The sequence below is a fragment of the Sphingomonas sp. PP-CC-1A-547 genome (genome assembly GCF_003610375.1).
Lineage (GTDB): Bacteria > Pseudomonadota > Alphaproteobacteria > Sphingomonadales > Sphingomonadaceae > Sphingomonas.
The window spans coordinates 274,426-298,359 of the sequence record NZ_RAPZ01000011.1 but is presented as its reverse complement, the minus strand read 5'-3'; the positions used below and the strand labels follow the sequence as shown (position 1 = coordinate 298,359).

Annotated in this window: 24 protein-coding genes and 1 tRNA gene; 16 read left to right on the top strand and 9 right to left on the bottom strand. The window is 63.4% G+C overall.

From position 1 onward, the window contains the following. Window positions 1–120: 120 nt before the first annotated feature. Window positions 121–504, bottom strand: coding sequence for a VOC family protein (locus C8J39_RS07635; protein ID WP_120299954.1), 384 nt, complete (start codon window positions 502–504; stop codon window positions 121–123). Between the two features lie 10 nt (window positions 505–514). After that, a complete protein-coding gene (locus tag C8J39_RS07630; RefSeq protein ID WP_120299953.1) occupies window positions 515–1,621 on the bottom strand; it encodes an S-(hydroxymethyl)glutathione dehydrogenase/class III alcohol dehydrogenase in 1,107 nt (368 codons plus the stop codon). Window positions 1,622–1,740: 119 nt separating this feature from the next. Here C8J39_RS07630 and C8J39_RS07625 point away from each other — a divergent pair, with 119 nt between their 5' ends. From C8J39_RS07625 to C8J39_RS07590, 7 genes are all read left to right on the top strand, one after another. Further along, window positions 1,741–1,944, top strand: a complete 204-nt coding sequence (locus C8J39_RS07625; protein ID WP_120299952.1) for a DUF2945 domain-containing protein — start codon at window positions 1,741–1,743, stop codon at window positions 1,942–1,944. Between the two features lie 47 nt (window positions 1,945–1,991). Beyond that, entirely contained in the window at window positions 1,992–2,252 is a 261-nt protein-coding gene (locus C8J39_RS07620; RefSeq protein WP_031394799.1) for an SWIB/MDM2 domain-containing protein, read from the top strand. 184 nt (window positions 2,253–2,436) lie between these two features. After that, window positions 2,437–2,513: transfer RNA gene (locus C8J39_RS07615), tRNA-Arg, on the top strand. Between the two features lie 937 nt (window positions 2,514–3,450). Further along, entirely contained in the window at window positions 3,451–3,912 is a 462-nt protein-coding gene (gene gvpU / locus C8J39_RS07610) for a gas vesicle accessory protein GvpU (protein WP_147420657.1), read from the top strand. A 77-nt stretch (window positions 3,913–3,989) separates the two neighbouring features. Then, window positions 3,990–5,078 carry a hypothetical protein gene (locus C8J39_RS18485; protein ID WP_147420656.1) on the top strand — a complete coding sequence of 363 codons (1,089 nt, stop codon included), beginning with the start codon at window positions 3,990–3,992 and terminating at the stop codon, window positions 5,076–5,078. Between the two features lie 86 nt (window positions 5,079–5,164). After that, window positions 5,165–5,590, top strand: coding sequence for a hypothetical protein (locus C8J39_RS07595; RefSeq protein ID WP_120299948.1), 426 nt, complete (start codon window positions 5,165–5,167; stop codon window positions 5,588–5,590). A gap of 241 nt (window positions 5,591–5,831) precedes the next feature. Continuing rightward, entirely contained in the window at window positions 5,832–6,653 is an 822-nt protein-coding gene (locus C8J39_RS07590; protein WP_147420655.1) for a hypothetical protein, read from the top strand. 272 nt (window positions 6,654–6,925) lie between these two features. Here C8J39_RS07590 and C8J39_RS07585 read toward each other — a convergent pair whose 3' ends face one another. Next, window positions 6,926–7,177 (bottom strand): hypothetical protein, encoded by a 252-nt coding sequence (locus C8J39_RS07585; protein ID WP_120299946.1) that lies wholly within the window; start codon window positions 7,175–7,177, stop codon window positions 6,926–6,928. Window positions 7,178–7,353: 176 nt separating this feature from the next. Between C8J39_RS07585 and C8J39_RS19290 the strand changes: the two genes are divergently transcribed. Together C8J39_RS19290 and C8J39_RS07575 are read left to right on the top strand one after the other, a co-directional pair. Beyond that, window positions 7,354–7,656 (top strand): helix-turn-helix domain-containing protein, encoded by a 303-nt coding sequence (locus tag C8J39_RS19290; protein ID WP_120299945.1) that lies wholly within the window; start codon window positions 7,354–7,356, stop codon window positions 7,654–7,656. After that, entirely contained in the window at window positions 7,542–8,630 is a 1,089-nt protein-coding gene (locus C8J39_RS07575) for a tyrosine-type recombinase/integrase (RefSeq protein WP_120299944.1), read from the top strand. The genes C8J39_RS19290 and C8J39_RS07575 overlap by 115 nt, the downstream gene beginning before the upstream one ends. A gap of 159 nt (window positions 8,631–8,789) precedes the next feature. Here C8J39_RS07575 and C8J39_RS07570 read toward each other — a convergent pair whose 3' ends face one another. Beyond that, the gene (locus C8J39_RS07570) at window positions 8,790–9,455 is read right to left on the bottom strand and encodes a UPF0149 family protein (RefSeq protein ID WP_120299943.1); all 666 of its coding nucleotides are present in this window, start codon (window positions 9,453–9,455) and stop codon (window positions 8,790–8,792) included. A 181-nt stretch (window positions 9,456–9,636) separates the two neighbouring features. On the opposite strand from C8J39_RS07570, the gene treF reads away from it, so the two are divergent. The 3 genes from treF to C8J39_RS07555 all read left to right on the top strand — a co-directional run bounded on the left by treF (window position 9,637) and on the right by C8J39_RS07555 (window position 13,839). Beyond that, a complete protein-coding gene (gene treF / locus C8J39_RS07565) occupies window positions 9,637–11,211 on the top strand; it encodes an alpha,alpha-trehalase TreF (protein WP_310793807.1) in 1,575 nt (524 codons plus the stop codon). Window positions 11,212–11,280: 69 nt separating this feature from the next. Continuing rightward, window positions 11,281–12,165 (top strand): exonuclease domain-containing protein, encoded by an 885-nt coding sequence (locus tag C8J39_RS07560; RefSeq protein ID WP_243649771.1) that lies wholly within the window; start codon window positions 11,281–11,283, stop codon window positions 12,163–12,165. A gap of 102 nt (window positions 12,166–12,267) precedes the next feature. Further along, window positions 12,268–13,839 carry a carboxylesterase/lipase family protein gene (locus C8J39_RS07555; RefSeq protein WP_120299942.1) on the top strand — a complete coding sequence of 524 codons (1,572 nt, stop codon included), beginning with the start codon at window positions 12,268–12,270 and terminating at the stop codon, window positions 13,837–13,839. Between the two features lie 15 nt (window positions 13,840–13,854). Here the strand turns inward: C8J39_RS07555 and C8J39_RS07550 are convergent, their stop codons facing one another. Both C8J39_RS07550 and C8J39_RS07545 read right to left on the bottom strand, forming a co-directional pair. After that, window positions 13,855–14,967 (bottom strand): lactonase family protein, encoded by a 1,113-nt coding sequence (locus tag C8J39_RS07550; RefSeq protein WP_165895161.1) that lies wholly within the window; start codon window positions 14,965–14,967, stop codon window positions 13,855–13,857. A 67-nt stretch (window positions 14,968–15,034) separates the two neighbouring features. Beyond that, complete coding sequence (locus C8J39_RS07545; RefSeq protein ID WP_120299940.1) at window positions 15,035–18,070, bottom strand: glycosyl hydrolase family 28-related protein; 3,036 nt, start codon at window positions 18,068–18,070, stop codon at window positions 15,035–15,037. A gap of 170 nt (window positions 18,071–18,240) precedes the next feature. Between C8J39_RS07545 and C8J39_RS07540 the strand changes: the two genes are divergently transcribed. The 4 genes from C8J39_RS07540 to C8J39_RS07525 all read left to right on the top strand — a co-directional run bounded on the left by C8J39_RS07540 (window position 18,241) and on the right by C8J39_RS07525 (window position 21,380). Continuing rightward, entirely contained in the window at window positions 18,241–18,837 is a 597-nt protein-coding gene (locus C8J39_RS07540) for a gluconokinase (RefSeq protein ID WP_404969321.1), read from the top strand. A 97-nt stretch (window positions 18,838–18,934) separates the two neighbouring features. Beyond that, window positions 18,935–19,792 carry an alpha/beta hydrolase gene (locus tag C8J39_RS07535; protein WP_259457514.1) on the top strand — a complete coding sequence of 286 codons (858 nt, stop codon included), beginning with the start codon at window positions 18,935–18,937 and terminating at the stop codon, window positions 19,790–19,792. Next, entirely contained in the window at window positions 19,792–20,889 is a 1,098-nt protein-coding gene (locus tag C8J39_RS07530; RefSeq protein ID WP_120299937.1) for a Gfo/Idh/MocA family protein, read from the top strand. The genes C8J39_RS07535 and C8J39_RS07530 overlap by 1 nt, the downstream gene beginning before the upstream one ends. Continuing rightward, on the top strand, window positions 20,889–21,380 hold the full coding sequence (locus C8J39_RS07525; RefSeq protein ID WP_120299936.1) for a cupin domain-containing protein: 492 nt from the start codon (window positions 20,889–20,891) through the stop codon (window positions 21,378–21,380). Before C8J39_RS07530 ends, C8J39_RS07525 begins: the two co-directional genes overlap by 1 nt. Here the strand turns inward: C8J39_RS07525 and C8J39_RS07520 are convergent. From C8J39_RS07520 to bla, 3 genes are read right to left on the bottom strand one after another with little or no spacing between them, the layout of a single operon-like run. After that, window positions 21,359–22,300 carry a DUF979 domain-containing protein gene (locus tag C8J39_RS07520; protein WP_120299935.1) on the bottom strand — a complete coding sequence of 314 codons (942 nt, stop codon included), beginning with the start codon at window positions 22,298–22,300 and terminating at the stop codon, window positions 21,359–21,361. The two genes, C8J39_RS07525 and C8J39_RS07520, sit on opposite strands and share 22 nt — an antisense overlap. Next, a complete protein-coding gene (locus C8J39_RS07515) occupies window positions 22,297–22,950 on the bottom strand; it encodes a DUF969 domain-containing protein (protein WP_120299934.1) in 654 nt (217 codons plus the stop codon). The genes C8J39_RS07520 and C8J39_RS07515 overlap by 4 nt, the downstream gene beginning before the upstream one ends. A gap of 6 nt (window positions 22,951–22,956) precedes the next feature. Beyond that, entirely contained in the window at window positions 22,957–23,880 is a 924-nt protein-coding gene (bla, locus tag C8J39_RS07510; RefSeq protein WP_243649770.1) for a subclass B3 metallo-beta-lactamase, read from the bottom strand. Window positions 23,881–23,934 lie beyond the last annotated feature (54 nt).

Here is a 23,934-nt window from a genome sequence, read left to right as displayed (position 1 = left end):
CCCACTCCCATCGCAACTGGCAAAAACTTAAATCGCGGCATTAGGTCGCAACTGCGGTCGACGCGTGGCGGTAGACGCCCTGCGTGCCGCCATACGCCTTGCTGGTGGAAACGGTTTCCATCACGCGACCCGATGCGCGGCGCAGAGCTTGTTGCCCGCCGGATCTCGCAGATAGGCGAGATACAGCGTGCGACCCGCGGTACCCTGGCGAATCCCGGGCGGGTCCTCGCACGCGGTCCCGCCGTTCGCGAGCCCCGCGGCGTGCCACGCATCGGCGGCCTCGGGCGACGCGGCGACGAAGCCCATCGTGCTGCCGTTGCCATGGCTCGCCGGCTGCCCGTCGATCGGCTTCGTCAGCAGGAAACGGCCGCCGGCGTGGGCGTAGACCACCCGGCCCCATTCATCGACGACGCCCTGGGGCACGCCGAGCGCGCCCAAAGCCGCGTCGTAGAACGTCTTCGACGCGGCGATATCGTCGGCGCCGAGCATGATATGGCTGAACATCCGCGCGTCCTCAGTAGATCACGACGGAGCGGATGCTCTCGCCGGCGTGCATCAGGTCGAAGCCCTTGTTGATCTCGTCGAGCGTCAAGCGGTGCGTGATCATCGGGTCGATCTCGATCATCCCGTTCATGTACCAGTCGACGATCTTCGGCGTATCGGTCCGCCCGCGCGCGCCGCCGAACGCGGTCCCGCGCCAGTTGCGCCCGGTGACGAGCTGGAACGGCCGCGTCGAAATTTCCTTGCCCGCCTCGGCCACGCCGATCACGATCGAGGTGCCCCAGCCGCGATGGCATGCCTCCAGCGCTTGCCGCATCACGGTCGTGTTGCCGGTCGCGTCGAACGTATAGTCCGCACCGCCATCGGTCAGCGCGACGATGTGCTGGACGATGTCGCCCACATCCTTCGGGTTGGCGAAGTGGGTCATGCCAAAGCGACGCCCCCATTCCTCGCGATCGGGGTTGATGTCGACGCCGACGATCATCCCCGCGCCGGCAAGCCGCGCGCCCTGGATCACGTTCAGCCCGATCCCGCCAAGCCCGAACACGACCACCGTGTCGCCCGGCTGGACCTTCGCCGTATGCACCACCGCGCCGACCCCGGTCGTCACGCCGCAACCGACATAGCACGAGGTATCGAACGGCGCGTCCTCGCGGATCTTCGCCACCGCGATCTCCGGCAACACCGTAAAATTCGAGAAGGTCGAGCAGCCCATGTAATGGAAGATCGGCTGGCCCTTGTAGCTGAACCGCGTCGTGCCGTCGGGCATCAGCCCCTTGCCCTGCGTCGCGCGGATCGCGGTGCACAGGTTCGTCTTCTGGCTGAGGCACGACTTACACTGGCGGCATTCGGGGGTGTAGAGCGGGATGACGTGATCGCCGACCGCGACGCTGGTCACGCCCGCGCCCACTTCGCGGACGATGCCGGCGCCCTCATGACCCAGCACGCTCGGAAACAACCCTTCCGAATCAAGCCCGTCGAGCGTGTACGCGTCGGTATGGCAGATGCCCGTCGCCATGATTTCGACGAGGACTTCGCCGAATTTCGGTCCTTCGAGATCGAGTTCGACGATCTCGAGCGGTTTTTTTGCCTCGAAGGCTACGGCGGCGCGGGTCTTCATGGGTGGGTCTCCTTGATTGCCGCCCTGATGGCCCCCGTGCCCTGCGTCTGCAACCCATAGGCAATGCAACCAATGCCGCGTTGCCGCGCTTGATCCTTTCAAATCAAGGAGATGGCGCAATGAAGGATCCGAAGAAGGGCGACGAGGTCACCTGGAAATCGCACGGCGGCGAAGCGCACGGCACGGTCGAGAAGAAGCAGACCACCGATACGAAGATCAAGAGCCACACCGTCAAGGCGTCCAAGGAGGAGCCGCAGTTCATCGTAAGGAGTGACAAGGGCGGCAAGGCAGCGCACAAGGCGGACGCGCTCACCAAGGCGTGACCACGCGCGCAGTGCCCAACGCACGCGCGCAACAGGAAGGAATGCTTATGGCTACAGCTCCCAAGACCGGCGGCATCCACGCCCCCGTCCAGCCCTCTCCCGAGCTCGGCGAGATCGTCGGCAACGACAAGCTCCCGCGCAGCGAAGTGATCAGCAAGGTGTGGGTCTACATCAAGGCCCACAATTTGCAGAACCCCGAGAACAAGCGCGAGATTCTGGCTGACGAGAAGCTGAAGAAGGTCTTCGGGCGTGACAAGTGCACGATGTTCGAGATGAACAAGTACATCTCGCAGCACGTCAAGGCCTAACCGCCCGCACTGCACGGCAAGCGGCGACGGGGCATCGTAAGCGATACCCGTCGCCCCTTGATCGAACCCCGCATAGGGTTCGTAATATCGAGATTATCGTCGTGGCTCGAACGTTACCGCGCACGACCGGACGCTAGCCCCGCGCTTGATCGTCCCACCCGACCGGCGTATTGCGCCCGCCAATGCCCCCGTAGCTCAGCCGGATAGAGCGACGGTTTCCTAAACCGTAGGCCGCGTGTTCAAATCTCGCCGGGGGCACCAGCTTTTCCGCCATTTCCTGAGGTTTTCGGCCTCATTCAAACACGCGAAACGCGCGGCTAGCTACGGTTCGCGTGGGCACAATAGGGGGCACAGTCTGTTCCCGCTACGATCCGCTTTCTAGGCGACAGGCCCCTGCCCCAGCTAGATTTGTCCGGTTAGGCAGGATCTCGACAGCTATCGCCTCATGGCACAGCCAGGGGCACAAAAAGTGGCACAGTGCGCGGCTCACGTCTGAGCCTACTTTGATGTCACTCCGGGCAGCGCCCCAGCTTGCCCGAACTGTAATAGGGTGCCGTTGTACGCGGCGTTCATGCCCTGCTCTCCGCCGATGACATGGTCCTGTCCGGCCGATTCCCAGAACATTTTACGAGGCTAACGCTCGGGGCAGTGCGGCAGCGGGATCCGCAGGGCCAACCTGACGGCCGGGGCGGCCCCTCGCGCGCCGCTGGACGCTTGCATAGCTTCGCGAACGACGTCGACAGCGAGCTTGACGAGCATTCCTTTGCGACGATCGAGCGGCATTCAGGACCCGAGACGGGAAACCGGGAAGCGGCTCGCAGAATATAAAGCAGCACGCGGGAAAAACATAATATCCATAACATCCGCAGTTTTCTGCGGGTTTCAGAGTAATCTCAAACCTAATATCGTTATAACCAGATTATAGTTTTTCTATGTAACCAAAGACCCATAAAAAACCGTGGAATATCAAAGAGATTAGGGTTTTTAGCGGTAGAGATTATGGTGGGATTAGGGTTCTGACCTAATAAAAGAAGCCAGTAAGATCAGATGGTTAAGTCGCTAAATGGGGACAGGTTAGCGATATTATGGTTTTCCCGCATGGGGGATGCCCGCTAGTGCTTTCGTAGATTGCGGCTACAACCAAGATCGTGCGACGAAGCGTTGTTGAACGGCGATGGCGCGGAGAGAGGAAACGGCGATGTCTGAAGAGACTGATGCATCGAACAAACCGGCCCAGATCGATGATGGCCATCCGGACACGACCGACTGGTTTCTGCGATCAATAATTGAGACCTATACGAACGACGGCGTGGAGATCGGTCTAACCCTCACGGTTGGCGGATCAGTCGTTTCCGGACTTTTGATAAGCGGCAAGACCTATTTCAAAGAACTTAAGCGATTTCTCACAGAAAGCTCAGGGCAAGCCGGCGATCTGTTTGCCACGATGGCTGATGATTTTGGAGAACTTGGTCCGTATATTTACGACAAGCCCTCCGACGCCGCTGACGACTGGAAGCCCAAGCCAACTGGCTTCGTACACCTCAAAGATGCTAGGTTTCATGCGCCGGGGCAAAGGCCCATGCCTACTAAAACTAGTTTCTTGTGGCGAGGTAAACTAGAGGCGATTGATGGCTTCTTTATTGGGTGCTTTACAGACTAAACATTAACGATGATCTTAATTAATCTAGGGTGTTAAGGCCTTAGGTAGTGCTACTAGATCGATCTACCGGGGAAAACATGTCCGACCTAGAAATTAAACTGGATGCATACGTTCTTCCTGATGATCACCGCGTGTTCAAACTTTTCCCCGGACGAACATATCGGCTTAATAAGGAAATCGTGGAGCGAAAGACCGCATTCCTTGACATTCGCGGACTCGACGAACTGTCCGGAGATCCTGCGGAATGGTCTGCCGATGATCTTCGGCGGATTATAACCGCAGATCGTGTTCTGCAATCGTCAGGTTCGAAGATTAAGAAACGTCCAGTTTCACAAGACACCAAGCGCCTGCGATTTCTCCGCAACTTGTTGATGGTCGCAAAGGAAGGCGACCTCATTGTCGTTCCCTTGGGCAAGGGCCTTGATGGAGAGGTTGCAATTGGTGAATTTTCTACTGCCCCCGGAGTGATTAAAAAGGTCACTGTTGAAGATGGGGAAAACCATTACGACACTTGGGGTAGAGAGATAACGTGGAAGAGGACGGTTACACGTCGCCGGTTTAGCAATACGCTAAATAAAAGCCTGCATGCGCCTACTGCATTTCATTTAATAGAGGCCTTGAGTCGCGAGGAAGTCTACCTTGCGGCCTACGGGAGCTTTACTTACGACGATATTTACGTCGCGTCGTTCCCGTCGGAGAAGGAAAAGTTTACGACCACGGACCAGGCGACAATCGGCATCTGGTTCAATTCGTTGGCCATCATCCACGAGGCGGGGATCACGAATAGCCCGCTCAACAAGGGCGATGGAATATTTGAGCTCGGCATTGACGAAGCCGACGTCGAGCTAGAACTGATACGTAACTCGCCTTGGACGGCGGTTCTTCGGACCGTCGGCCCTCTCGCGTTTTCGGCACTCGCTATCTATCCCCTCGCGGTCGAGGGAAAGCCACTGTCCCACCTCAAAAATGCGACCGTGTCGGCAAAGCCTGTAGCCGGGGCGATCGACAAATGCGCGGTTGTTATACCGACCGATATGCAGGAAATTGCAAAAGGATACGGCCACGGAAGGTGGGACGCCAGTTGCCGCTTAGGCAAGAAGGTGAGCACCGGCGCCACACTGCGATCAACAGCTCATTTGAAATCTGCCCGCAAAAAGGTTAAATAGCGAACGTGGCAACGGCTCCCCTTCCAATCGGTCTTAGGGCTCGAGCCGCGGCGGTCGTAGCAGGCGCTATTGCTTGGTTCATTCCGATGGCGTTGACCTCGGGCGTGGCGGCATACACGGCGTATTTCTATAACCAGAAGGCAAACCACGAACTCGTCGTTCAGCAGCAAAGCTTATCCGACCTTCAGCAATTCCGCGCGAGCGGCGCAGCGTTCGATCAGTCACTGAGTACGATGAGCGATGCTCTGGTCGATGGATCCGGCATCAAGGCTGGACAGCGAGAAATGCGCACGGCGATCACCAGAAACATTTCAGATGCGCAGGCGATTGAGCATCTTCTCCCCCCTGGTGAAGCAAAACCGTATATCGCTGGCCTTGCCGAACTGCGCGACACCGTGGACGGTTTGGGCACGATCGATTCAGGACAGAAGCTCTGGCAAGACTCACTGAATTTAATGTCAGCTCGAAAAAAGTTGATCGCCAGTGCCGAGCAACGGGCTCTGCGTAGCTAGCTTTATCAGCTGATACAGAGCGGCGGATCGAGGATCACAGGATCCCGGAAAAATTCAGACTCTGGGCGCACCGAAAACCACCCCCATAAATCCGCTTCTGATCGCTATCTGTCCTAGGACGTAGGGCGGTTTTCTACGAATCTAAAAGTGCACCTTTTACCCCACGGAAAGTGCGCGGGCGAGGCGAGGTGGAAAGCGTGCTACGTGGTCGCAAATAAACTGGTGCACCTAGGGAGGGATGATGCTTCAGATAATTTTTGGTGACGACGAGCACACAGCGGCGGATGGTTCATACGCCCGCGTGATGAAGACGCGGAAATGGTTATATTTATCTTCAGCCGCGTCGCTTATTATTTCAATGGGCTTTTATGACGCCAGTTCCACCACCGCGTTAGTAAAAGTTATAAAGCTGCCTACGAGTTTGGTAGCCCCTGCAATGGCCTACGCCGTTACTTACCTTCTGTTACAATACATATTTCTAGTCGGTCAGCTAATTTCAACGTATGATATTGTGCTGAACGATCGTTTCATATTTCGTCGAGCGGATGAATTAGCCTCTGCTACTGAGCGTGTCAAAGATAACCGCCTTCAACTCAATGCAGCTATTGCTCAATTCAATATCGATAATCGGTCTGCATTCGAAAGCCGCGAGCGGGAACTAACCAGTTCCCTGACGGGTGTAGAGTCGCAAATAGAGTCTGCTGAGGATGCGATTGCATCCTCAGACGTCATTAAATTTTCTGAGGATCAGATACAAAAGCTTCGATATGATATCGCGAGATTAAACGCCATGCGCGCGGTTAGCTCCCAGAATTTGCACAAACTGCGGGAAGACCGGGCCAAAGAGCTTTTGCCTGAGCACGACAGTAACGTCCGGATGGCTCAATCTACTCTTGAGGAATCCGAGCGGGCCTTTGCTGTTTTACAACATCAGGTCCCGTCACAGCGGCGGGGATATCAGCTCGCCGAAAGGCTGATCGACTTCAGCCGGATCACCATCCCCGCTCTCAGCGCAATAGCCGCCCTCCTACATTTCTGGCAAATTTGGCCCTTCAACGGGTAGGTCTAAAATCAGTGTTGGCTGCAGCAAACTGCATCCAGCCAATTCGCTTGAAACAGCCCCTGAAGGCTAGGTTTTGTGAGGGTGTGCAGCAGATCCGCAGACTGCATCCAAAGCCACCTAAAAAGCTCTCGGGCGAGGCGGGGGTTCTTGCGCCGTTTATGGGGTTGGCAGGCGATGGGGCCTCCGGCCAGCGGGCTCGGGCCTCGGGAGGTCGATCGACGATCGGACGGAGGGCGCGCGCGCCTCTCGCCCACGCCCCAGGTCGACCGCCGCTAGTCTCTCGTCCAGAGATCGCGGATGCCTAGATCGAGCGGCCCCGCACCGAAGTAGGCCCCGAGCAGGTCATGATCGCGTTCGGTCAACGCGGCCGGGCGGCCAGCGTTGATGAACCGGGATAGGTAGCCCGGCGATCGGTCGATCATACGCGACAACGCCGCGAGGCTCTCGCCTCGCTGCTCTACCGCCTGGCGCAATGCCTGACGCGGATCCGCAGGCGCGAGCCTCAATCTGATCTTCGCGCCCATTAGTATGCGAGCCAGTGCAGCTCGGCGTCGTCGATCGCGGCGAACGCATCGCCATCCGCCGACATGTCGCGCATACTCGCCATGCACCAGGTCTATAGCGAGTACGCCACGGCAGCGCAGGTGCGAGATCGCATAGCGGAATTGTTCGCAGAGCAGCGTTTGAAGGAGGCGGCGTAATGGAACCGCCACCCCTAACCAGATGCGGTATCGCCGACGCTCGCGCGATCACCGGCCTTTCCTACAGGACCATTCAGGATCTAGCATCACGCGGAGCGATTCCCGGCGCATCAAAGCCGTCCGGTCGCTGGATGTTCGTTGTTGCGGATCTCCGGCGCTGGTCGACCCGCGTTAACCGAGCAGCAGCATGTCCAATCTCTACACTCGCAGCGAAATCTACTGGGCGCGTTTCAAGGTCCGGGGCATCGAATACCGGCACAGCTTACGAACGCGTTCTAAAACGGTCGCGGAAAAACGTCTGAAGGCACTTCGCCAGTCAATTGAGGACCAGGCGCTGTTCGGTGCCACCGGTCCGGTAAGTTGGCAGGATGCCGTCGTCTCGTGGAACGAGCATATTGCGCGTTCAATATCCGACTCGACGTGTACCCGGTATATCTCGAGCCTCGGCCAGATCCGCACCTGGCTAGACAACAAAACCGTCCAAGAGATCGATGGCGCGACCCTGCGGGACCTGGTGAAAGGTCGACAGCGCCAGGGCGTGACGAACGCGACCATCCGACGCGACTTGACTGCGATCGCCAGCGTCCTGGCACATTGCGTCGACGAAGGCTGGGTCGAGGAAAACACCGCCCAGGCGTTCAACCGCAAGCGCGTACCCGAGCGCCGCGATCCTATCCTCTTGCCAACCGACGATGACATCGCCTTCACGCTTGGCCGCGAAGCCACGCGGTTCGGCGACATGATCCTGCTCGCGCGCGAAACCGGTATGCGGCAGGAGGAGATTGCCGGCCTCGCACATAGCTCGGTCGATCTGAAGTCACAGACCATCACCTTCATAGGGAAGCGGCGCAAGCTGCGGTCGATTCCGCTCTCGTCTGTAGCGGTCGAAATCATCGGCCGGCAACCACGGTTCCTCAAATGCCCCTTCGTGTTCTGGCACATGGACGAGGATGCCAATGGTAAGCCGATCGCTTGCCGCTACCGCAACGTCTCGTCGAACTTCGGCGACTACACGGAGCGCGCAGCAGCTCGAGCCGCAAAGGCCGATGTGCCCTACCGTCGTTTCCGCTTTCATGACCTGCGCCATCTGTTCGCCGTCGATTATCTCAGGACTGGCAAGGGCGGGATCTATGATCTGCAGCGGATCCTCGGGCACACGACGATCACGACCACAGAGGTCTACCTCGACTATCTCACCCCGGAGGAGGCACAGGCAGCGCGAACGGGGGTGGCACAAAAAGGGGCACAGAAGCGACGGTCGGGCACAGCCGACTAGGCTGTAACCCGCACAAATCCTCACTTTCTTGACGCTTTTTCAGAAGCCCTCGCGGGGTTTCCTAAACCGTAGGCCGCGTGTTCAAATCTCGCCGGGGGCACCAGCTTTTCCGCAGTAGTCCGCTGCCGCTTCGAGGTGCCGGACGGACGGCCGGCACTTCTATCCGCAGCAGCGTTTGGATTTCTTTCCCGAACCGCATGGGCATGGATCATTTCGGCCGATCTTCGTCGGCGTGGTAACCACCGGTGCGCTTGATGATGCACCCGCGCTTCGGGAATGCGCTGCACGGAGTTTCAGGACGGCAGCGACGATCTGCGCGGGGGCGTGCGCGTCGAGGGCGTTGACCTCGACGCTGTCGAGTTCGGTCTCGTTGGCGACGATCGCGATCAGCGCCATGATCTGCGCCATGGCGTCGGCGGTATCAGGATCGCTTCCTTCACCCAATGCCGTCCAACTTTCCGGCCTGAGCGCCACCGCTTCGCCGAAACCATCGATCCAGGCTTCCCAGAGGACGTCGCCATTGCGGTCGTCGGTGTCGAAGATCGGCTGAGGCTTGCCGCGTGTCAGGTCGCGAACGATCTCGGCGTAGCGTGCCATCACTGCATCGACGAACCACTGGACGTCGGCGGGATCGTCGAACGGCGGGTCGACGCTGTCGTCCGAGCCCCAGATGATCTGGAGCCACTCGCTCTGCGGGATCGTGTCGGGGCCTACCACCAAGCCTGTCAGGAAGCCGTCGAGTTCGGTGAGCAGCATCGGCTCCTCGAGCGGAAGATCGGCGAGCGCGCCGTCGAGGCGACGGAAACGGGAGGGAAGGTTTTTCATGGGTTCGGGTCGGCTGCCTTGGAGAATGCAGTGCGTCATAGCCTGCTGATGATGTGCGCTGCCAGCGACGAGTGGTGCAAAGCCCTGCGCCAACCGGAATGGACGGGGCGCGTGACACTTGCCTCGTGCAGGCGATCCTTCCATTGCGTTCGAGTCGCCCACCGGATCGGGAAATTCGTACGTGATCAGAACCTTTTGTCGTTTCGCCGCGCTGGCCTCGATCGCGACGATGGCTCCGGCGCAGCAGATCTCGTCTTCGTCAGTTCGATCGCCAGCCGACCTCTATGGCGCGTTGTTCGAGGCCGTTCAGCAAGGCCATGTGTTCGCGGATGGGAAGACGTTCGTCGACGCGGTGCCGAAGCGGTCGGCGGAGGCGATCATGGCCGACTATGTGCGGACCAAACCAGCCGGCCCCGCCCTCAAGGCATTCGTGCTCGCCAATTTCGTGGTGCCTGGCGAGAATGATCGCGGCTCGGGTGATCTCAGGACGCACGTGCGCACACTCTGGCCACAGCTCGTGCGCCAGCCGGTAGAGCCGATAGCGGGCAGCTCCGCGTTGCCGCTCCCTGCCCGCTATGTCGTGCCGGGCGGACGTTTTCGCGAGATCTATTACTGGGACAGCTATTTCACGATGCTCGGGCTGAAGGTCGATGGCCAGCAGCCGCTGGTAGAGTCGATGCTCGAGGATTTCACCAGCTTGATCGAGCGCTATGGGCATATCCCGAACGGGACGCGGACCTATTATCTCAGCCGGTCGCAGCCGCCTTATTATGCGCTGATGCTCGACCTTTCGACCAACACCGACCCCGTGATCGTCAAGCGGCGGCTGGCGGCGCTGCGGGTCGAGCACGCGTTCTGGATGAAGGGCACTGCGTGCCTGACCGGGAAGCCTGCCTGCCTCCGCGTAGTGCGGATGCCCGATGGCAGCGTGCTCAACCGCTATTACGACGACCGCGATACGCCGCGTGACGAATCCTATGCCGAGGACGTCGAGACTGCGGCGAAGGCAGCACCCCGCCCCGCGGCCGACACGCAGCGCAATCTGCGTGCGGGGGCGGAGAGCGGGTGGGACTTCAGTTCGCGCTGGCTCCGCGATCCGAAGTCGCTCGCAACGGTCCACACCACCGACATCGTGCCCGTCGATCTCAACAGTCTTTTATGGGCGATGGAACGCCGCATCGCAGACGGCTGTCGTGTGGCCGACGACACACCCTGCGCGGCTGCGTTCACGACGTTGGCGGCCAAGCGCAAAACGGCGATCGACCGCTATCTCTGGCAGGCGACGACCGCCCGTTATGCCGATTGGGACCTGTCGACGCGCAAGCCCACCGCGAGCATCAACGCGGCGATGCTGCACCCACTGTTCGTCGGTCTCGCCTCGCAAGCGCAAGCGAAAGCGGTCGCGGCGACGGTACGCAAATCGCTGGTGGCGGAGGGCGGCTTGCGGACGACGACGCTGAACACGGGGCAGCAATGGGACGAACCCAATGGTTGGGCGCCGCTGCAATGGGTGGCGATCGCCGGGCTGGAGCGGAACGGCGAACCGGCGCTCGCGAAGGACATCGCCAAGCGATGGCTCGGGACGGTCGGCGCGGCCTATGCCGAAACGGGCAAGATGCTGGAAAAATACAATATCGAGCAGCGTACGCCGGGTGGTGGCGGCGAATATCCAGTGCAGGACGGCTTCGGCTGGACCAACGGCGTGACCAGCGCGATCCTCGATCGCTATCCCGACCTGGCGCAGAAGGCGAAGTAAGGCAGGCGCCAGCGAACGTTCCGGCGGCAATGGTTGCTTACGGCACCCGGCGCCACATATGGACGTGCAATGCTCGACCCAGCGCCCGCCAGCCAGACCGACGTCGCCGATATGCTCACACCGGATTTCGTCGTCATCGACGTCGAGACGGCATGCTCGCGCGTCAGCAGCATCTGCCAGGTCGGTATCGTCGGGTTTCGCGACGGCCGCGAGATCTTCGAATACGAAACGCTGGTCGATCCGCGCGACGAGTTCAACGTGTTCAACATCCGGATCCACGGGATCACCGAACAGCACGTCACGGGCAAGCCGTGCTTTGGCGACATCCACGGCATCGTCGATGGTCATTTGTCGGGCCGGACGACGGTGGCGCACTCCTATTTCGACAAGGGCGCACTCGCCGCGGCGTGCCGTATCCATGACCGTCCCCCGATCGAGACGGTCTGGCTCGACAGCGTCCGCGTTGCGCAGCGCGCCTGGCCCGATCTCGCGAACCACCGGCTGGGCGGCCTCGCGCAATATCTCGGGATCGCGCACAAGCATCACGACGCGCTGAGCGACGCGCGCGCCGCCGGCTGGGTGATCGTCAAGGCGATCGACCATACCGGCATCGCGCTCGACGAATGGCTGAAACCGCCGCGCAAGCCCGGCCCTGCGCCGCGCCCTGCGCCCAACGGACCGCTCAGCGGCGAACGTATCGCGATCCTTGGTGAACCTCGCGATGGGAGGCTTGCGTGCGCGATTGCCGCGCTTGGCGGGCGGATCGTGTCGGCGGTCGGCAACACGACGACGATGCTGGTCATCACCGGGCGTGCTCCGTTCAGCTATTCGGTGCGCAACAGCGGCGCATATCGTCGCGCGGAGCAGTATCGGCGGCTCGGCGGAACGATCCGCGTGGTCTCCGAAGTCGAGCTCGATCTGCCGGCTATCGCGGCTAGCTTTACGGCAGCCTGAGCAGGCGCAAGCTGCCAGCAATGTGAAGGCTTAGCGACCGTCCGCCTTGGCAAACGCCAGGTAGGGTGCGACCATTGTCCCAAAGCGATAGCGGAGGGCGATATGCGGTTGGCGACTTGGGGAATGGCGGTCGGCTTGCTGGCCGCACCGGCGATGGCGCAACGCGTGCAGGTCGCGACCGGCACGATCGAGGGCATGCGCGTCTCGACCGCCGCGACGCCGGTCGATGCGTATCTCGGCATCCCCTATGCGGCGGCACCGATCGGCCCGTTGCGGTGGCAGCCGCCGCGGCCGGCCGCGCAATGGACGGGTGTACGCAAGGCAGACCGTTTCGGTGCGCGTTGCATGCAGCAGCCGCTGTTCGCCGACATGAAGTTCCGTTCGCCGGGTATCAGCGAGGATTGCCTGACGCTCAACGTCTGGACGCCGGCGGGCGCGAAACCGGGCGCGCGACTGCCCGTGTTGTTCTACATTCACGGTGGCGGCGCGATCGCGGGTGACGGGTCGGAACTGCGCTACGACGGCGCGGCGATGGCGCGGAAGGGCATCGTCGTCGTGACGATCAACTACCGGCTGGGCGCGTTCGGGTTCCTCGCGACCAGCGCGCTGGCGGCGGAATCGTCGACACATTCCGCGGGGAATTACGGCCTGCTCGATCAGGCTGCGGCGCTGGCCTGGGTCCGGCGCAACGCCGCCGCGTTCGGGGGCGACCCTGCGCGGATCACGATCGGCGGGGAGAGCGCGGGTTCTATGTCGGTCAGCGTGCTGATGACCTCGCCGCTGACCCGCACGCAGTTCGCCGGGGCGATCGGCGAGAGCGGTGGTGTGCTGCCGCCGACCTTCCGCCCCAAGCCTCTCGCGGTGGCGATAAAAAACGGTGACGCGTTCGCGGTGGCTGCGGGTGCGCCGTCGCTCGAGACCCTTCGCGCGATGCCGGCCGAAGCTTTGCTGGCTGCACAGGGTACGCAGCGGTTCCGTGCGGACTTCATCGTCGACGGCCAGTTCCTGACGGAGCCGCCGATCGATACCTACATGGCGGGGCGGGCGGCGCGCGTGCCGTTATTGGTCGGTGCGAACTCGCAGGAGGGAAGCTGGACGAGCATTCTTGCCGGGCAACCGCCGACGGTGGCGAATTACCGCGCGGGCGTCGCGAAGCTCTTTACCGATCCGGATGCGCTGCTCGCCTTGTACCCGGCGAAGTCGGATGCCGACGTGCCCGTTGCGGCGACCGCCCTGGCAAGCGATGCGTTTCTCGGCGCGTCGACGTGGCAGTGGTTCGACCTACACCGCCGGACGCGGCAGCCAACCTATTATTATCATTTCGCGCATCCCCGTCCGGCCGCGCTGCCGCCGCTGACCAACCCCGACGTACCGCCGATCGGGGCGGTGCACAGCGCGGAGATCGAATACGCGTTGGGCAACCTCGACACGAACCCGGCTTATGCTTGGACGGCGGACGATCGCCGGATCTCGACGGTGTTCCAGGGGTATTTTGCCGCGTTCATCAAGACCGGTACTCCGAACGCCGCCGGGTTGCCGAACTGGTCGTCCGCGCCATCTGGAGGCGGCGTCATTCCGCGCCAGATCGTCGACGTGCAGACGCGTTCGGGACCGTTCGTCGAGCAGGCCCGCTATGTCGCGGCGACACCGTTGCTCGAACGGCGGGTGCCCTGAACTAGCGGACGCGTGCTAGACCTGGCCGACGAAGACCACGCCGGGCACAGACAGCGTCTGTCCGGTTTCGGTCAGTCGGCCATCGGGTTCGATCCGGAATATCTCCAGCGTGCCGGACCGCTCGTTGCCGACGAGGACACGGCGCTGTGCTTCGAGGACCAGAAGGAAGCGCGGCCACTCGCCGCCGCTGGGGACATGCTGGAGCAAGCTCGGCAGGCCTGACGCGTCCAGCGCGAAGACGGCGACGCTGTCATGGCCACGGTTCGAGACGTAGAGCCGCCGCCCGGCCTGGTCGATCGCGATATGCGCGGCCTGCGACGCGCCCTCGTACCCGCTCGGCAGCGTCGAGACCGTGTGGCGGGTCGCGAAACTGCCGTCTGCGCGGGCGTCGAGCATGATGACAGTGTTGGACAGTTCGCACACCACGTAGGCGAGTGGGCGGCGGGGATGGTGGACGAGATGGCGCGGCCCCGCGCCCGGCGGCGCACGCCATGCCGCGACCGGCTCGGCCAGTGAGCGCGCCCGCGGGTCGAAGCGATAGGCGAAGATCGTGTCCGTTCCCAGGTCGACCGAATGCAGCCAGCGGCGATCCGGGCTGAAGCCGACCCAGTGCGCATGCGGCGCCTCCTGTCGGGCCTTGTTCGGGCCATGCCCCGTGTGGCGGAACACGACTGGCTTGCCTGGCACACCGGTACGCGCGTCGAGGCGGTGGAACGCGACGCTGCCACTCGAATAATTGGCGACCGCGAGGCAGGCACTGGCGCGGTCGATCGCGACGTAACAGGGGTCGGCGCCTGCGGTGGAGGCGGTGCTGCGGTGCGACCAGTCGGGTGCGTAGGCAGCGATCTCGCCCGCGGCCTTCTCACGGACGAAGTAATACGCGTCGCCCGGCCCGCCGCCGACGCCAAACGAGGCATCGTCGATCCCCGATATCGGCGTGCCGACCTGCCATGTGTCGCGATCGGGATCGAACGAGATCGGATATACGCCCTTGCCGCCTTCGCGTGCGTAGGTGCCTGCGATCAACCGTACCCGCCGCTTGCCGCCGCCGGCCGCGACCGCGGGGAAGGCGATCGTTGCCGCCATCGCGGTCAGGGCCGACCGTCGTGTCGTGGTCCAGTCGGTCATGCCCGTTCCTTTGCAGTTATCGGCGGGTGTCATGCGTCAGCGGTGCGGCCGAGGCAACGAACGCCACTCAGGTTTCGACCGCGTAGAGCGCGTGGTGCGTTAGGATGAACAGCGTCCGCCCGTTCGTGCCGCCGAAGATCAGTTGCAGCGGCCGCTCGGGGACGTCGATCCGTCCGGACTCGCGTCCATCCAGGTCGTGGACGAACACCTGGCCGTTCGCGAGGTAGACACGGCCGTCCGGCCCGACCGCGACGCTCTCGCCGCCGCGGTTGGCGAACGGCTTCAGATCGGTGATGCTGCCGCCCACGCCGACCAGTCCGCTATAAGTTTTGGCTTCGGAGCCGTTGCTGACGAACACGCGCTCGCCGAGCTTGGCGTTCACGAAGCCGTAGGTGTCGAGTGCGTCCGAGAAGCGCCAGCCGAGATGGTTGGGCGGCCCTTGCTGGACGGTGCGATACGCGGGTAGGACCAGCGAGCCGTCTGGCGAGACATATTCGCGCGGCTTGGGCAGGGCCATGTCGCGCGCGAACATCTCGCCGAGCGTCGTGAACTGGTAGGTCGTCGGATCGATCTGATCCCTGAACTCGCCATTCACCCAGAAATTGCCGGGTAGTGCGACGCTCGCATCGCGGTGCGGGGTGACCGACGTGGGTGGGATCACGGCTATGCTATCGGGGTCGCCGGGCTTGATGCTGTAGACCGTTCCTGCCTCGCCATCGGACGACAGCACCATGAGGTTACCCGAGCGATCGACCGCGAGATTGACCGGATCGACGGGCGCATCGGCGGCGACCGACAGCCCCTCACTCGCCGTCCAGCCATAGATGCGGTGCGTATTATGCTCGACGAAGTAGAGCTTGCCCTTCGCATCCACCGCCGCGCCGGCGATCGAGTAGAACCCGTCTTCCAGCTTGCGGACGGCCGGGCCAGTGGTCGTCGCGACCGGCATGGCGCCGCGCTTCACGTCCAGCACCGCGAACTCGCGTTCGCGCACCTCCGCTCCGTTGGTCATGTCCTGGACCGCGTTCTCGTACGGGAACTTGCTCGCGCGCAGGTCGGTGCCGCAGCCTTCCGCATCGCAGAACGCCAGCCCGCTCTCGCCGTTCACATGCACGTTGCGGAAGCGGATATCGTTGGAATTGTAGATCCGCACCGCCGATGGCGCCGGCTGGAGCGACCGTGTGACCCTGTACGCGTGATAGTTCGCGAACAGGATGTTGCTCGAATTGCGAACCTCGAGCGACAACGCATTGCGGCTCTCGCCCGCCTCTTCCTCGGTCTGCGGCGCGAGGAACTCCCAGTTCTTGACGCCGTCCAGGACGATTTCCGCGCCCGCGTGATGCTCGGCGGACATCTCGTACACATGGCCCGGCGTGCTGGTGTTCGAGACGTGGAGCCCGGCGGCGGCGAAGGTGTTGGGGGTCCACAAATTGTTGAACGTGCCGCCGCCGCCATCGGTGACCGAGAGGCTCGCATATTGCCCGTCCCAGCGCTTGCGCGGATCGGCGTCGCCGGTGTGGTCGGCATTGTACGGATCGATCCGGCTGCCGTCGGCACGGCTGGTGCCGTGGCCACCATGGAAGCGGACGTCGTCGACCAGCGAGTCCGCGCCGGCCTTCCATAGCAACGCCGTCGCGCGCGGGTTGATGCCGCCGGTGGTCAGGCCGATGCCGGAGACGATCGCCGCGCCACCCTTTGCGCTTTCGATCAGCCCCTTGGCGGCACCGATGCCGCGGAAGCTTGGCGTGTCGTCCGCCAGGACGATCTGCGTCATGTCCGGATGCAGGCCGATCAGCACCGTGTCGGACCGCAGCTTCAGCGTAGCGGAAACGCGGTAGAAGCCGGTGGGGAAATAGACCACGCGGTGCGTATCGATCGCGCGCTGGATCGCTGCGGTATCGTCGGTTGCGTCGTCGCCCTTCGCGCCCGCGCTTCGCACGTCGAACCACTGCGCGACGGGCGGCAGCGAGCGGATCGCGGACGGTATCCGCTTGGGCATTGCCCGGATCGTCGCGGCATCGACGCGCGTCTCGTACTTGCCGGTCGCGCCGAGCCCCGGCAGCGTCAGGCCGTAGGTAAACGCCTTGACCCGGTATTTTGCGCCCTGCCCGGCCACGGTCTTCCCGCTGTCACGGAACCGCGCGAAGATCGGCACGGCGCTGGCAGTGGCGTCCTGGAAGCCGATCTGCGTGTAGACATTATCCTCGTTGCTGATGACGACGGCGGCGTCCGAGACGTTCTCGAACCGCACGTCGCGGCCCCATAGCCAGTCGCCATAGCCACGGTCGATCTCGATCCCGACGGGGACGTTGCGGATGCTTGTGTTGACGAGTGTCAGCCCCGCCTCATGCTCACGGATCGCGGCGTCGCGCTGGCCCTCGAACGACGAATCCAGCAAGGTGTACTGCCATGCGGGCGAGGTCTTCTCGCTGAGGATGCCGTAGCGCCCGCCGAAGAAGCGCAGGTCCTGCCCGACATTGCCGACCTGATAGATACCGGCCAACCCGGAGCCGATGTGGAAGTCGACATGGCTCAAATATGCGTGCTGCGCCAAGTGGAACCGGACCGCGGTCGCCGCGGGATTGCCGTCGCCGATCTCGAAATCGACGTTGCTGAGTGCGGAGTAGAATGTCCCCGAATTGGCGTCGGCGATGGTGGCGTCGAACGGTACGCTGGTCGGCGGTGGCACCGGTACCTTTGGCGGTGCGGCGCGGCTGTCGGCACGCGAACCGGTGAAGAACAGCATGTTCGCCACGCCGGTCTGGAACCCTGGGGTCGCAGCGCCGAGCGTGATGACGGGTCGCGTCTTGCCCGTGCCGAACACGCGCACGCCGGGCCAGACGAAGATGGTTCGCGAGATACGATAGCGGCCGGCGGGCAGGAAGACGATGCCCTCGCCGCCTTTCGCGCTCGCCGCGCTGTCGATCGCGGCCTGGATCGCGGCGGTATCGTCGGATCGGCCGTCACCACGGCCGCGAACCGTCACCGCGCGTGGATCTGCCGGTGCGGTGAGAAATACCGATCGAGAGGGAGAGGCCGAACGGGGTGCCGCAAACGCTGGAACGGTCGTCCCCAGAAGCGCGATCGCTAGTGTCAGTTTCACAGGCTCACCCGAGATTGTTGTGGGACGCACCGAACGATGTCCGCCAGTCTGCACTGGAGGTAGTGGCGCATGCGACCATAGGCGATCACGACCAAGGTCGTAGTAGCCGATCCCGCGCGCACGGACGATAGACGGTGACGAACCGACCGCGCGCAGCTTATGGAGAGCCAGTGCCTCCTTCCTTCCAAACGATCCCCAATCCGGCCGACGCGCCACCCTATGCCATCATCGTGATGGGCGTCAGCGGCAGCGGCAAGTCGACACTGGGTGCCGAACTTGCGCGCCATCTGCGCTGCGATTTCCTCGAAGGCGATGATTTCCACAGTGCGGACAGCGTCGCGAAGATGCGGTCTGGCCATCCGCTTGACGATCAGGATCGCTGGCCCTGGCTCGATAGGATCGCCGCCGGGTTGCATGATGCAGCCCTGATGGACGGCACCGCGGTTGCAGCATGTTCCGCGTTGAAGCGCGCCTATCGCGATCGACTGGCGGATGCCGTCGGCATGCCGTTGCTGTTCGTGTTTCTCGATACGAAGGACAGCGGTGAACTCGCCCGACGGCTGGTCCACCGTGCGGACCATTACATGCCGGCCAGCCTGCTCGCGAGTCAGCTCGATACCCTGGAAGAACTGGGTCCCGACGAGCGCGCCGTCACGCTCGATGCGGAACATGCGCCCGATCGGCTTTGCGCCGAAGCGCTCGCGTGGATCGGACGCGAGATGTCCGGCCCGGCCGAGACGGCCGAAGACGCACGACGAAGGTCGTAATAGCCAAGCCGGCCGACATGGCCGACACTCGGTGGCAGTACTCGCGCAGGAGTGCGGTCGAGGGTCGTTGATGTCGCTACGCGTTGCTTTCGCCCTTATGCTGGTTGCAGCGCCCGTCGCGGCGCAACAGGCCCCCGTCGTGGCGCTCTGGCCGAATGGCGCGCCTGGATCGGAAGCGCGCCGGACCGAGGCAGAGACGGTGAAGGACAGCTATGTCAGCAACGTCCACAACCCGACGCTGACGATCCACCGTCCAGCCCCCAGCCATGCCAACGGCGCCGCAGTGATCATCGCGCCCGGTGGCGGTCACCGCATGCTGGTTTTAATCAACGAAGGCGAGGTGCCGGCTAAGGCGCTCAACCGCTACGGCGTCACGACGTTCGTCCTGAAATACCGCCTCGCGCGTGATCCGGGTTCATCGTACGATATCGAGCGCGACGCGGCGGCCGACCTGCGGCGTGCGGTCCGGTGGGTCCGCGCGCATGCGAGCGACTATGCGATCGATCCTGCCCGGATCGGCGTGATGGGCTTTTCGGCAGGCGGCGAACTCGTGTCGCTCGTCGCTGACAACCCCGCGCCGGCCCAGACGCCGGTGGACTCGGTCGACCGCGTGAGTGCACGGCCGGACTTCCAGGTGCTGGTCTATCCGGGGCCGCTCGGCACGCCGGCCAAGGCCGTCGTAAACGCGCCGCCTGCGTTCCTCATCGCGGGCTCGCTCGACCAGTGCTGCGCGACGTCGGCAATGACCCTGTATTCGCAGCTTCGCAACGCGGGCGTTTCGGCGGAGCTGCACCTTTACGCGGACACCGATCATGCGTTCAATCTCGGCACGCGGTCGGAGCGCATCTCGATCCAGCACTGGCCCGATCGACTGGCGGACTGGCTTGCCGATGGCGGCTGGCTCATTCCGCGCGGATCGGCAAAGATGCTTCCAGTTTCTCGAAAGGAACCCTGATGGAATTCGGCAGGCGTGATCTCCTGGTCGCCGCGGCAACGCTGGCCGCCACATCGAGCGGCGTGGCGCGTGCGGCGCCCGACCGGAAGCTTGGCTATGCGATCGTCGGACTCGGCTATTACGGGTTGCAGACGATCATGCCGCAGTTCGTCAATTGCGAGCATTCGCGCGTGACCGCGTTGGTCAGCGGCGACCGGACCAAGGCGCTCGCGACCGCGGCCAAATACGGCGTGCCCGAGCGGTCGATCTATACCTACGCCGATTTCGACCGCATCCGCGACAATCCCGACGTCGACATCGTCTATGTCTGCCTGCCCAACTCGATGCACGCCGAATACACCATTCGCGCGGCAAAGGCCGGCAAGCACGTAATGTGCGAGAAGCCGATGGCGATTTCGGTCGCAGAATGCGAAGCGATGATCCGGGCGTGCAAGACCGCGGGCAAGAAGCTGATGATCGGCTATCGCTGCCATTTCGAGCCGTTCAACCTGGAAGCGATGCGGCTCGCCAAGTCCGGCGCGGCGGGCAAGATCCGCTACGTCCGTTCGGAGCATGGTTTCGTCCAGGGGGACCCAAACAAGTGGCGCCTCAAGCGCGCCTTGTCGGGCGGCGGGTCGCTGATGGACATGGGCATCTACAGTCTTCAGGCCGCGCGCTACATGACCGGCGAGGAGCCGATCGCGGTCACCGCGCGTGAATCCACCGACCGTCGCGACCCGCGGTTTCGCGAGGTCGAGGATATGATCGAATGGACGCTCGAGTTTCCGTCGGGTGCGATCGCCGGATGCCAGTCGATGTATAGCGCCAACCAGAACCATATCCTGCTGATGGGCGACAAGGGCCGCATCGAGCTGGAGCCGGCGACGCGCTATGACGGCAACAAGATGTGGACCGGCCGTGATGGTCGCGAGACCGCGATCACCAGCCCCCCGCCCGGCCCCAGCAAGACGCAGTTCACGGGGCAGCTCGATCATCTGGCGGAATGCATCCTCGACGGGCGCGAGCCTATCGTCTCGGGCGAAGAGGGCCTGCGCGACATGCGGATCGTCGAGGCGATCTATCGGTCCGTACGCGAAGGCCGGACGGTGAAGCTGTGATGCGGCCGTTGCTTGCGGTCGTGCTAGCTATTGGCGCGACCTCCTCCCTGCCCGCACAGACCGCCAGCGATCCGACGAGCTTTGCCGGATCGGCCGACGTACGGGCGCGGATCGTTGCGTTGGAGAAGACGATGAAGCCGGGCCAGGGGTTCGCCATGGCGCCGCTGGTGCAGGCGGACGGGACGAGCGCCGCGCTCGAATATTGGAAGGCGCCGGGCAAACCTGCTGTGCACCCGGACGAGGCTGAATATGCGACCGTGATGGCGGGTTCGGGAACGCTCGTCTCGGGTGGGACGCTGGTCGCGCCAAAGCTGCGTTTTCCGGGGCTGGTCGAAGGCGACCGGATCGAGGGTGGCACGACGCGGAAGCTCGCGGTCGGCGACGTGTTCCTGATCCCGGCAGGCGTGCCGCACTGGTTCGGCATCGATGGCAAGCTGGTCATGCTCGGGACGAAGATCCGGACGTCAGGTCAGCGGAAGCCCAGCCAGTAGAGCAAGCCGATATTGACCGCGAGCAGCGGGAGTGCGGTCGGTATCTGCGCGCGGATGACGGCGTTCTTATCCTTGAGGTCGAGCAAGGCGGCGGGGACAAGATTGAAGTTCGCCGCCATCGGCGTCATCAGCGTGCCGCAGAACCCGCTGAGCATGCCGATCGCCGCGACTACGGCCGGGTCGCCGCCATAGTGGCGGACGAGCAGCGGGATGCCGATAGCCGCGGCCATCACCGGGAACGCCGCAAACGCGTTGCCCATGACCATCGTGAATAGCGCCATGCCGAGCGTATAGGCGAGCACCGCGCCGATCAGGCTGCCCTCCGGGATCGCATGGCCTGCTAAGCCACCGACGACGTCGCCGACGCCGGCAAGCGCGAACACCGCGCCGAGGCTCGCCAGCATCTGGGGGAGCACGGCCGCCCAGCCGATCGCGTCCATCAGCCTCACGCCCTCTGCGAGCGGCGTGGCGATGCGGGGGCGGAACCATAGGTGCATCGCGACCAGCGCGATCAGGACGCCGCAGGTCAGCGCGACGAGGGTTGCCTGCTTGGGGTCGACGAGGCTCGGGATTGTGCGGAACAGGACCGTTCCGCCGAGTGCTGCGGCCGGGATGATCAGTGCGGGGAGGAATATCCGGTTACCGAGCCGCGCGGCTTCGGCGCGGCGCTCGTCGAGTGTGGTAGTGGCACGCCCACCCCGCCCCATCGCGCCCGAGCCGGCGATCGCGACGAGCGCCAGGACGAGAACGCCGTTGCCGACATCACCGAGCTTTCCACCCAGCAGGAAGCTGATCGCCAGCACCGCGTAGAACGCCGCGTTGCCGAAGCGTTTCGGGTTGGTGCGATCGGTCGCGCTCAGGATCGAGAAGGCCGCAAACATCAGGCCGGAGACGCCGTAGATGAAGCCGGTGCCGATCATTGGGCTCGCGCCAGTCGGCGGTCGAGCAGCCAAAGGCGGAAGCCGTGGATCAGGAATGCGGCGATCGCGGTCGGGATCGCCCACATCGAGAAGTGGAGCGGCTGGATGACAATGCCGTAGCCCTCCAGCACGCCCTTCATCAGCAGGATCGATCCGATCGCGATGAAGATATCCTCGCCGAAGAAGAGCCCGATATTGTCGGTTGCCGCGGCCATGGCGGGGATGCGATCGCCGCCGGGTGGCAGGCCTTGCGCTTCGGCGGCGGCTTCGGCCATCGGGGCGACCAGGGGGCGGACGCTTTGTGCGGGGCCGGCGATCGAGGTCAGGCCGAGTGCCGCGGTGAGCTGACGGAACAGGAGGTAGCCAATCAGCAGCCGCCCTACCGTGGCGCCGCGGAGCTTGCCGATCGCGAGCCGGGCCCGTTCCTGGAGACCGTGGCGTTCGAGCATCCCGATCACCGGCAAAACGATGTAGATCACCGTGACGTAGCGGTTCTCGTTGAATGCCTTCCCGAACGCGGCGAGGATCGCGAGGGGTGCTATGCCGGCGGCGAGGCCGGTAACGAGTGCGGAGACCGCTACGACGAGCAGCGGATTGAACCGGAGCAGGAAGCCGGCGACGATCACCGCGATGCCGCACAGGACCAGCATCGCCGCTCAGCGCGCCTGCTTGGCGAGATCGGCGTCGAACGCGACCTTGGCCTTCTTGACGATCTTCGGAAGCAGTGTTGGATCGACGAACGCGGTCGTACCGCCGGCCTTGCGGCGCTGGCCGCGCACGATCACGTCGGCGAGTTCGGGGTGCGACGGGAGGACGATGTCAGCATGCAACGTGCCGAGCATGGCGATGCTGCGGCGGTAGTCGGCGACGATGCCGGGATAGGCGCGGTTGCCGATCAGGCGGTTGCCCGCGACGCTGACGCTGCACGGGAACACGACGTCGAGGGGGCGCGGCTTGGCCGGGATTTGCATCATCCAGGTCGTGCAACCGGGCGTGTGGCCTGGCGTGGCGCGTGCAGTGAGCGTGACGTTGCCGAGCGTAACCTTGTCGCCATCGCGTACCCCGCGATCGACGTGGACGGGCGGGAAGCGAATCACGCCGTAGCTGGTCTCGCCGGGCGGTGTGCCGGTTTCGAGCGCGCGGACGTCGCGAGCGCCGGCGACCACGCGAGCGCCGGTCGCACGCTTCAGCACGGCAACGCCGGCGGCGTGATCGAAGTGTGCGTGCGTGACGAGGATAAGCTTTACGTCGCGGGGACGGACTCCGGCGTTGGCGATGTTGCGTTCGATCATGCCCGCATTCTCTGCGAGCGTACCGTCGATCAGGATCGCGCCGGCGCTGGTCTTGATGAGATAGGCGGCGATACCTTCGCTGCCGACATAGGTGATCCGGCCGGCGATTAGGAACGGGGCTAGCGGCCGGGTCCAGGCTGGAGGGTCCGCCGCGCCAAGGAGCAGCGGTGCGCTGGCGACGATCGCTAGAGCGCCCATCAACAACCGCACGCGGAAGCTCAGCGATCCTCCCCCGCCAGGGGGAGGTGGCAGGCGTAGCCTGACGGAGGGGGCGGTATGCGATGCCATCTGTTTCGTGTCCTCCCCCTCCGTCTGGCAAGAGCCAGCCACCTCCCCCTTGCG

Coding starts and splice junctions, on each gene's coding strand:
- C8J39_RS07525 (WP_120299936.1), top strand. CDS start 20,889: ATGCGGCCGTTGCTTGCGGTCGTGCTAGCTATTGGCGCGACCTCCTCC.
- C8J39_RS07555 (WP_120299942.1), top strand. CDS start 12,268: ATGCGGTTGGCGACTTGGGGAATGGCGGTCGGCTTGCTGGCCGCACCG.
- C8J39_RS07535 (WP_259457514.1), top strand. CDS start 18,935: ATGCTGGTTGCAGCGCCCGTCGCGGCGCAACAGGCCCCCGTCGTGGCG.
- C8J39_RS07625 (WP_120299952.1), top strand. CDS start 1,741: ATGAAGGATCCGAAGAAGGGCGACGAGGTCACCTGGAAATCGCACGGC.
- C8J39_RS07515 (WP_120299934.1), bottom strand. CDS start 22,950: ATGCTGGTCCTGTGCGGCATCGCGGTGATCGTCGCCGGCTTCCTGCTC.
- C8J39_RS18485 (WP_147420656.1), top strand. CDS start 3,990: ATGTCCGACCTAGAAATTAAACTGGATGCATACGTTCTTCCTGATGAT.
- C8J39_RS07575 (WP_120299944.1), top strand. CDS start 7,542: ATGTCCAATCTCTACACTCGCAGCGAAATCTACTGGGCGCGTTTCAAG.
- C8J39_RS07560 (WP_243649771.1), top strand. CDS start 11,281: ATGCTCGACCCAGCGCCCGCCAGCCAGACCGACGTCGCCGATATGCTC.
- C8J39_RS07630 (WP_120299953.1), bottom strand. CDS start 1,621: ATGAAGACCCGCGCCGCCGTAGCCTTCGAGGCAAAAAAACCGCTCGAG.
- C8J39_RS07595 (WP_120299948.1), top strand. CDS start 5,165: ATGGCGTTGACCTCGGGCGTGGCGGCATACACGGCGTATTTCTATAAC.
- C8J39_RS07550 (WP_165895161.1), bottom strand. CDS start 14,967: ATGACCGACTGGACCACGACACGACGGTCGGCCCTGACCGCGATGGCG.
- C8J39_RS07585 (WP_120299946.1), bottom strand. CDS start 7,177: ATGGGCGCGAAGATCAGATTGAGGCTCGCGCCTGCGGATCCGCGTCAG.
- bla (WP_243649770.1), bottom strand. CDS start 23,880: ATGGCATCGCATACCGCCCCCTCCGTCAGGCTACGCCTGCCACCTCCC.
- C8J39_RS07635 (WP_120299954.1), bottom strand. CDS start 504: ATGTTCAGCCATATCATGCTCGGCGCCGACGATATCGCCGCGTCGAAG.
- C8J39_RS07570 (WP_120299943.1), bottom strand. CDS start 9,455: ATGAAAAACCTTCCCTCCCGTTTCCGTCGCCTCGACGGCGCGCTCGCC.
- C8J39_RS19290 (WP_120299945.1), top strand. CDS start 7,354: ATGGAACCGCCACCCCTAACCAGATGCGGTATCGCCGACGCTCGCGCG.
- gvpU (WP_147420657.1), top strand. CDS start 3,451: ATGTCTGAAGAGACTGATGCATCGAACAAACCGGCCCAGATCGATGAT.
- C8J39_RS07520 (WP_120299935.1), bottom strand. CDS start 22,300: ATGATCGGCACCGGCTTCATCTACGGCGTCTCCGGCCTGATGTTTGCG.
- C8J39_RS07590 (WP_147420655.1), top strand. CDS start 5,832: ATGCTTCAGATAATTTTTGGTGACGACGAGCACACAGCGGCGGATGGT.
- C8J39_RS07530 (WP_120299937.1), top strand. CDS start 19,792: ATGGAATTCGGCAGGCGTGATCTCCTGGTCGCCGCGGCAACGCTGGCC.
- C8J39_RS07620 (WP_031394799.1), top strand. CDS start 1,992: ATGGCTACAGCTCCCAAGACCGGCGGCATCCACGCCCCCGTCCAGCCC.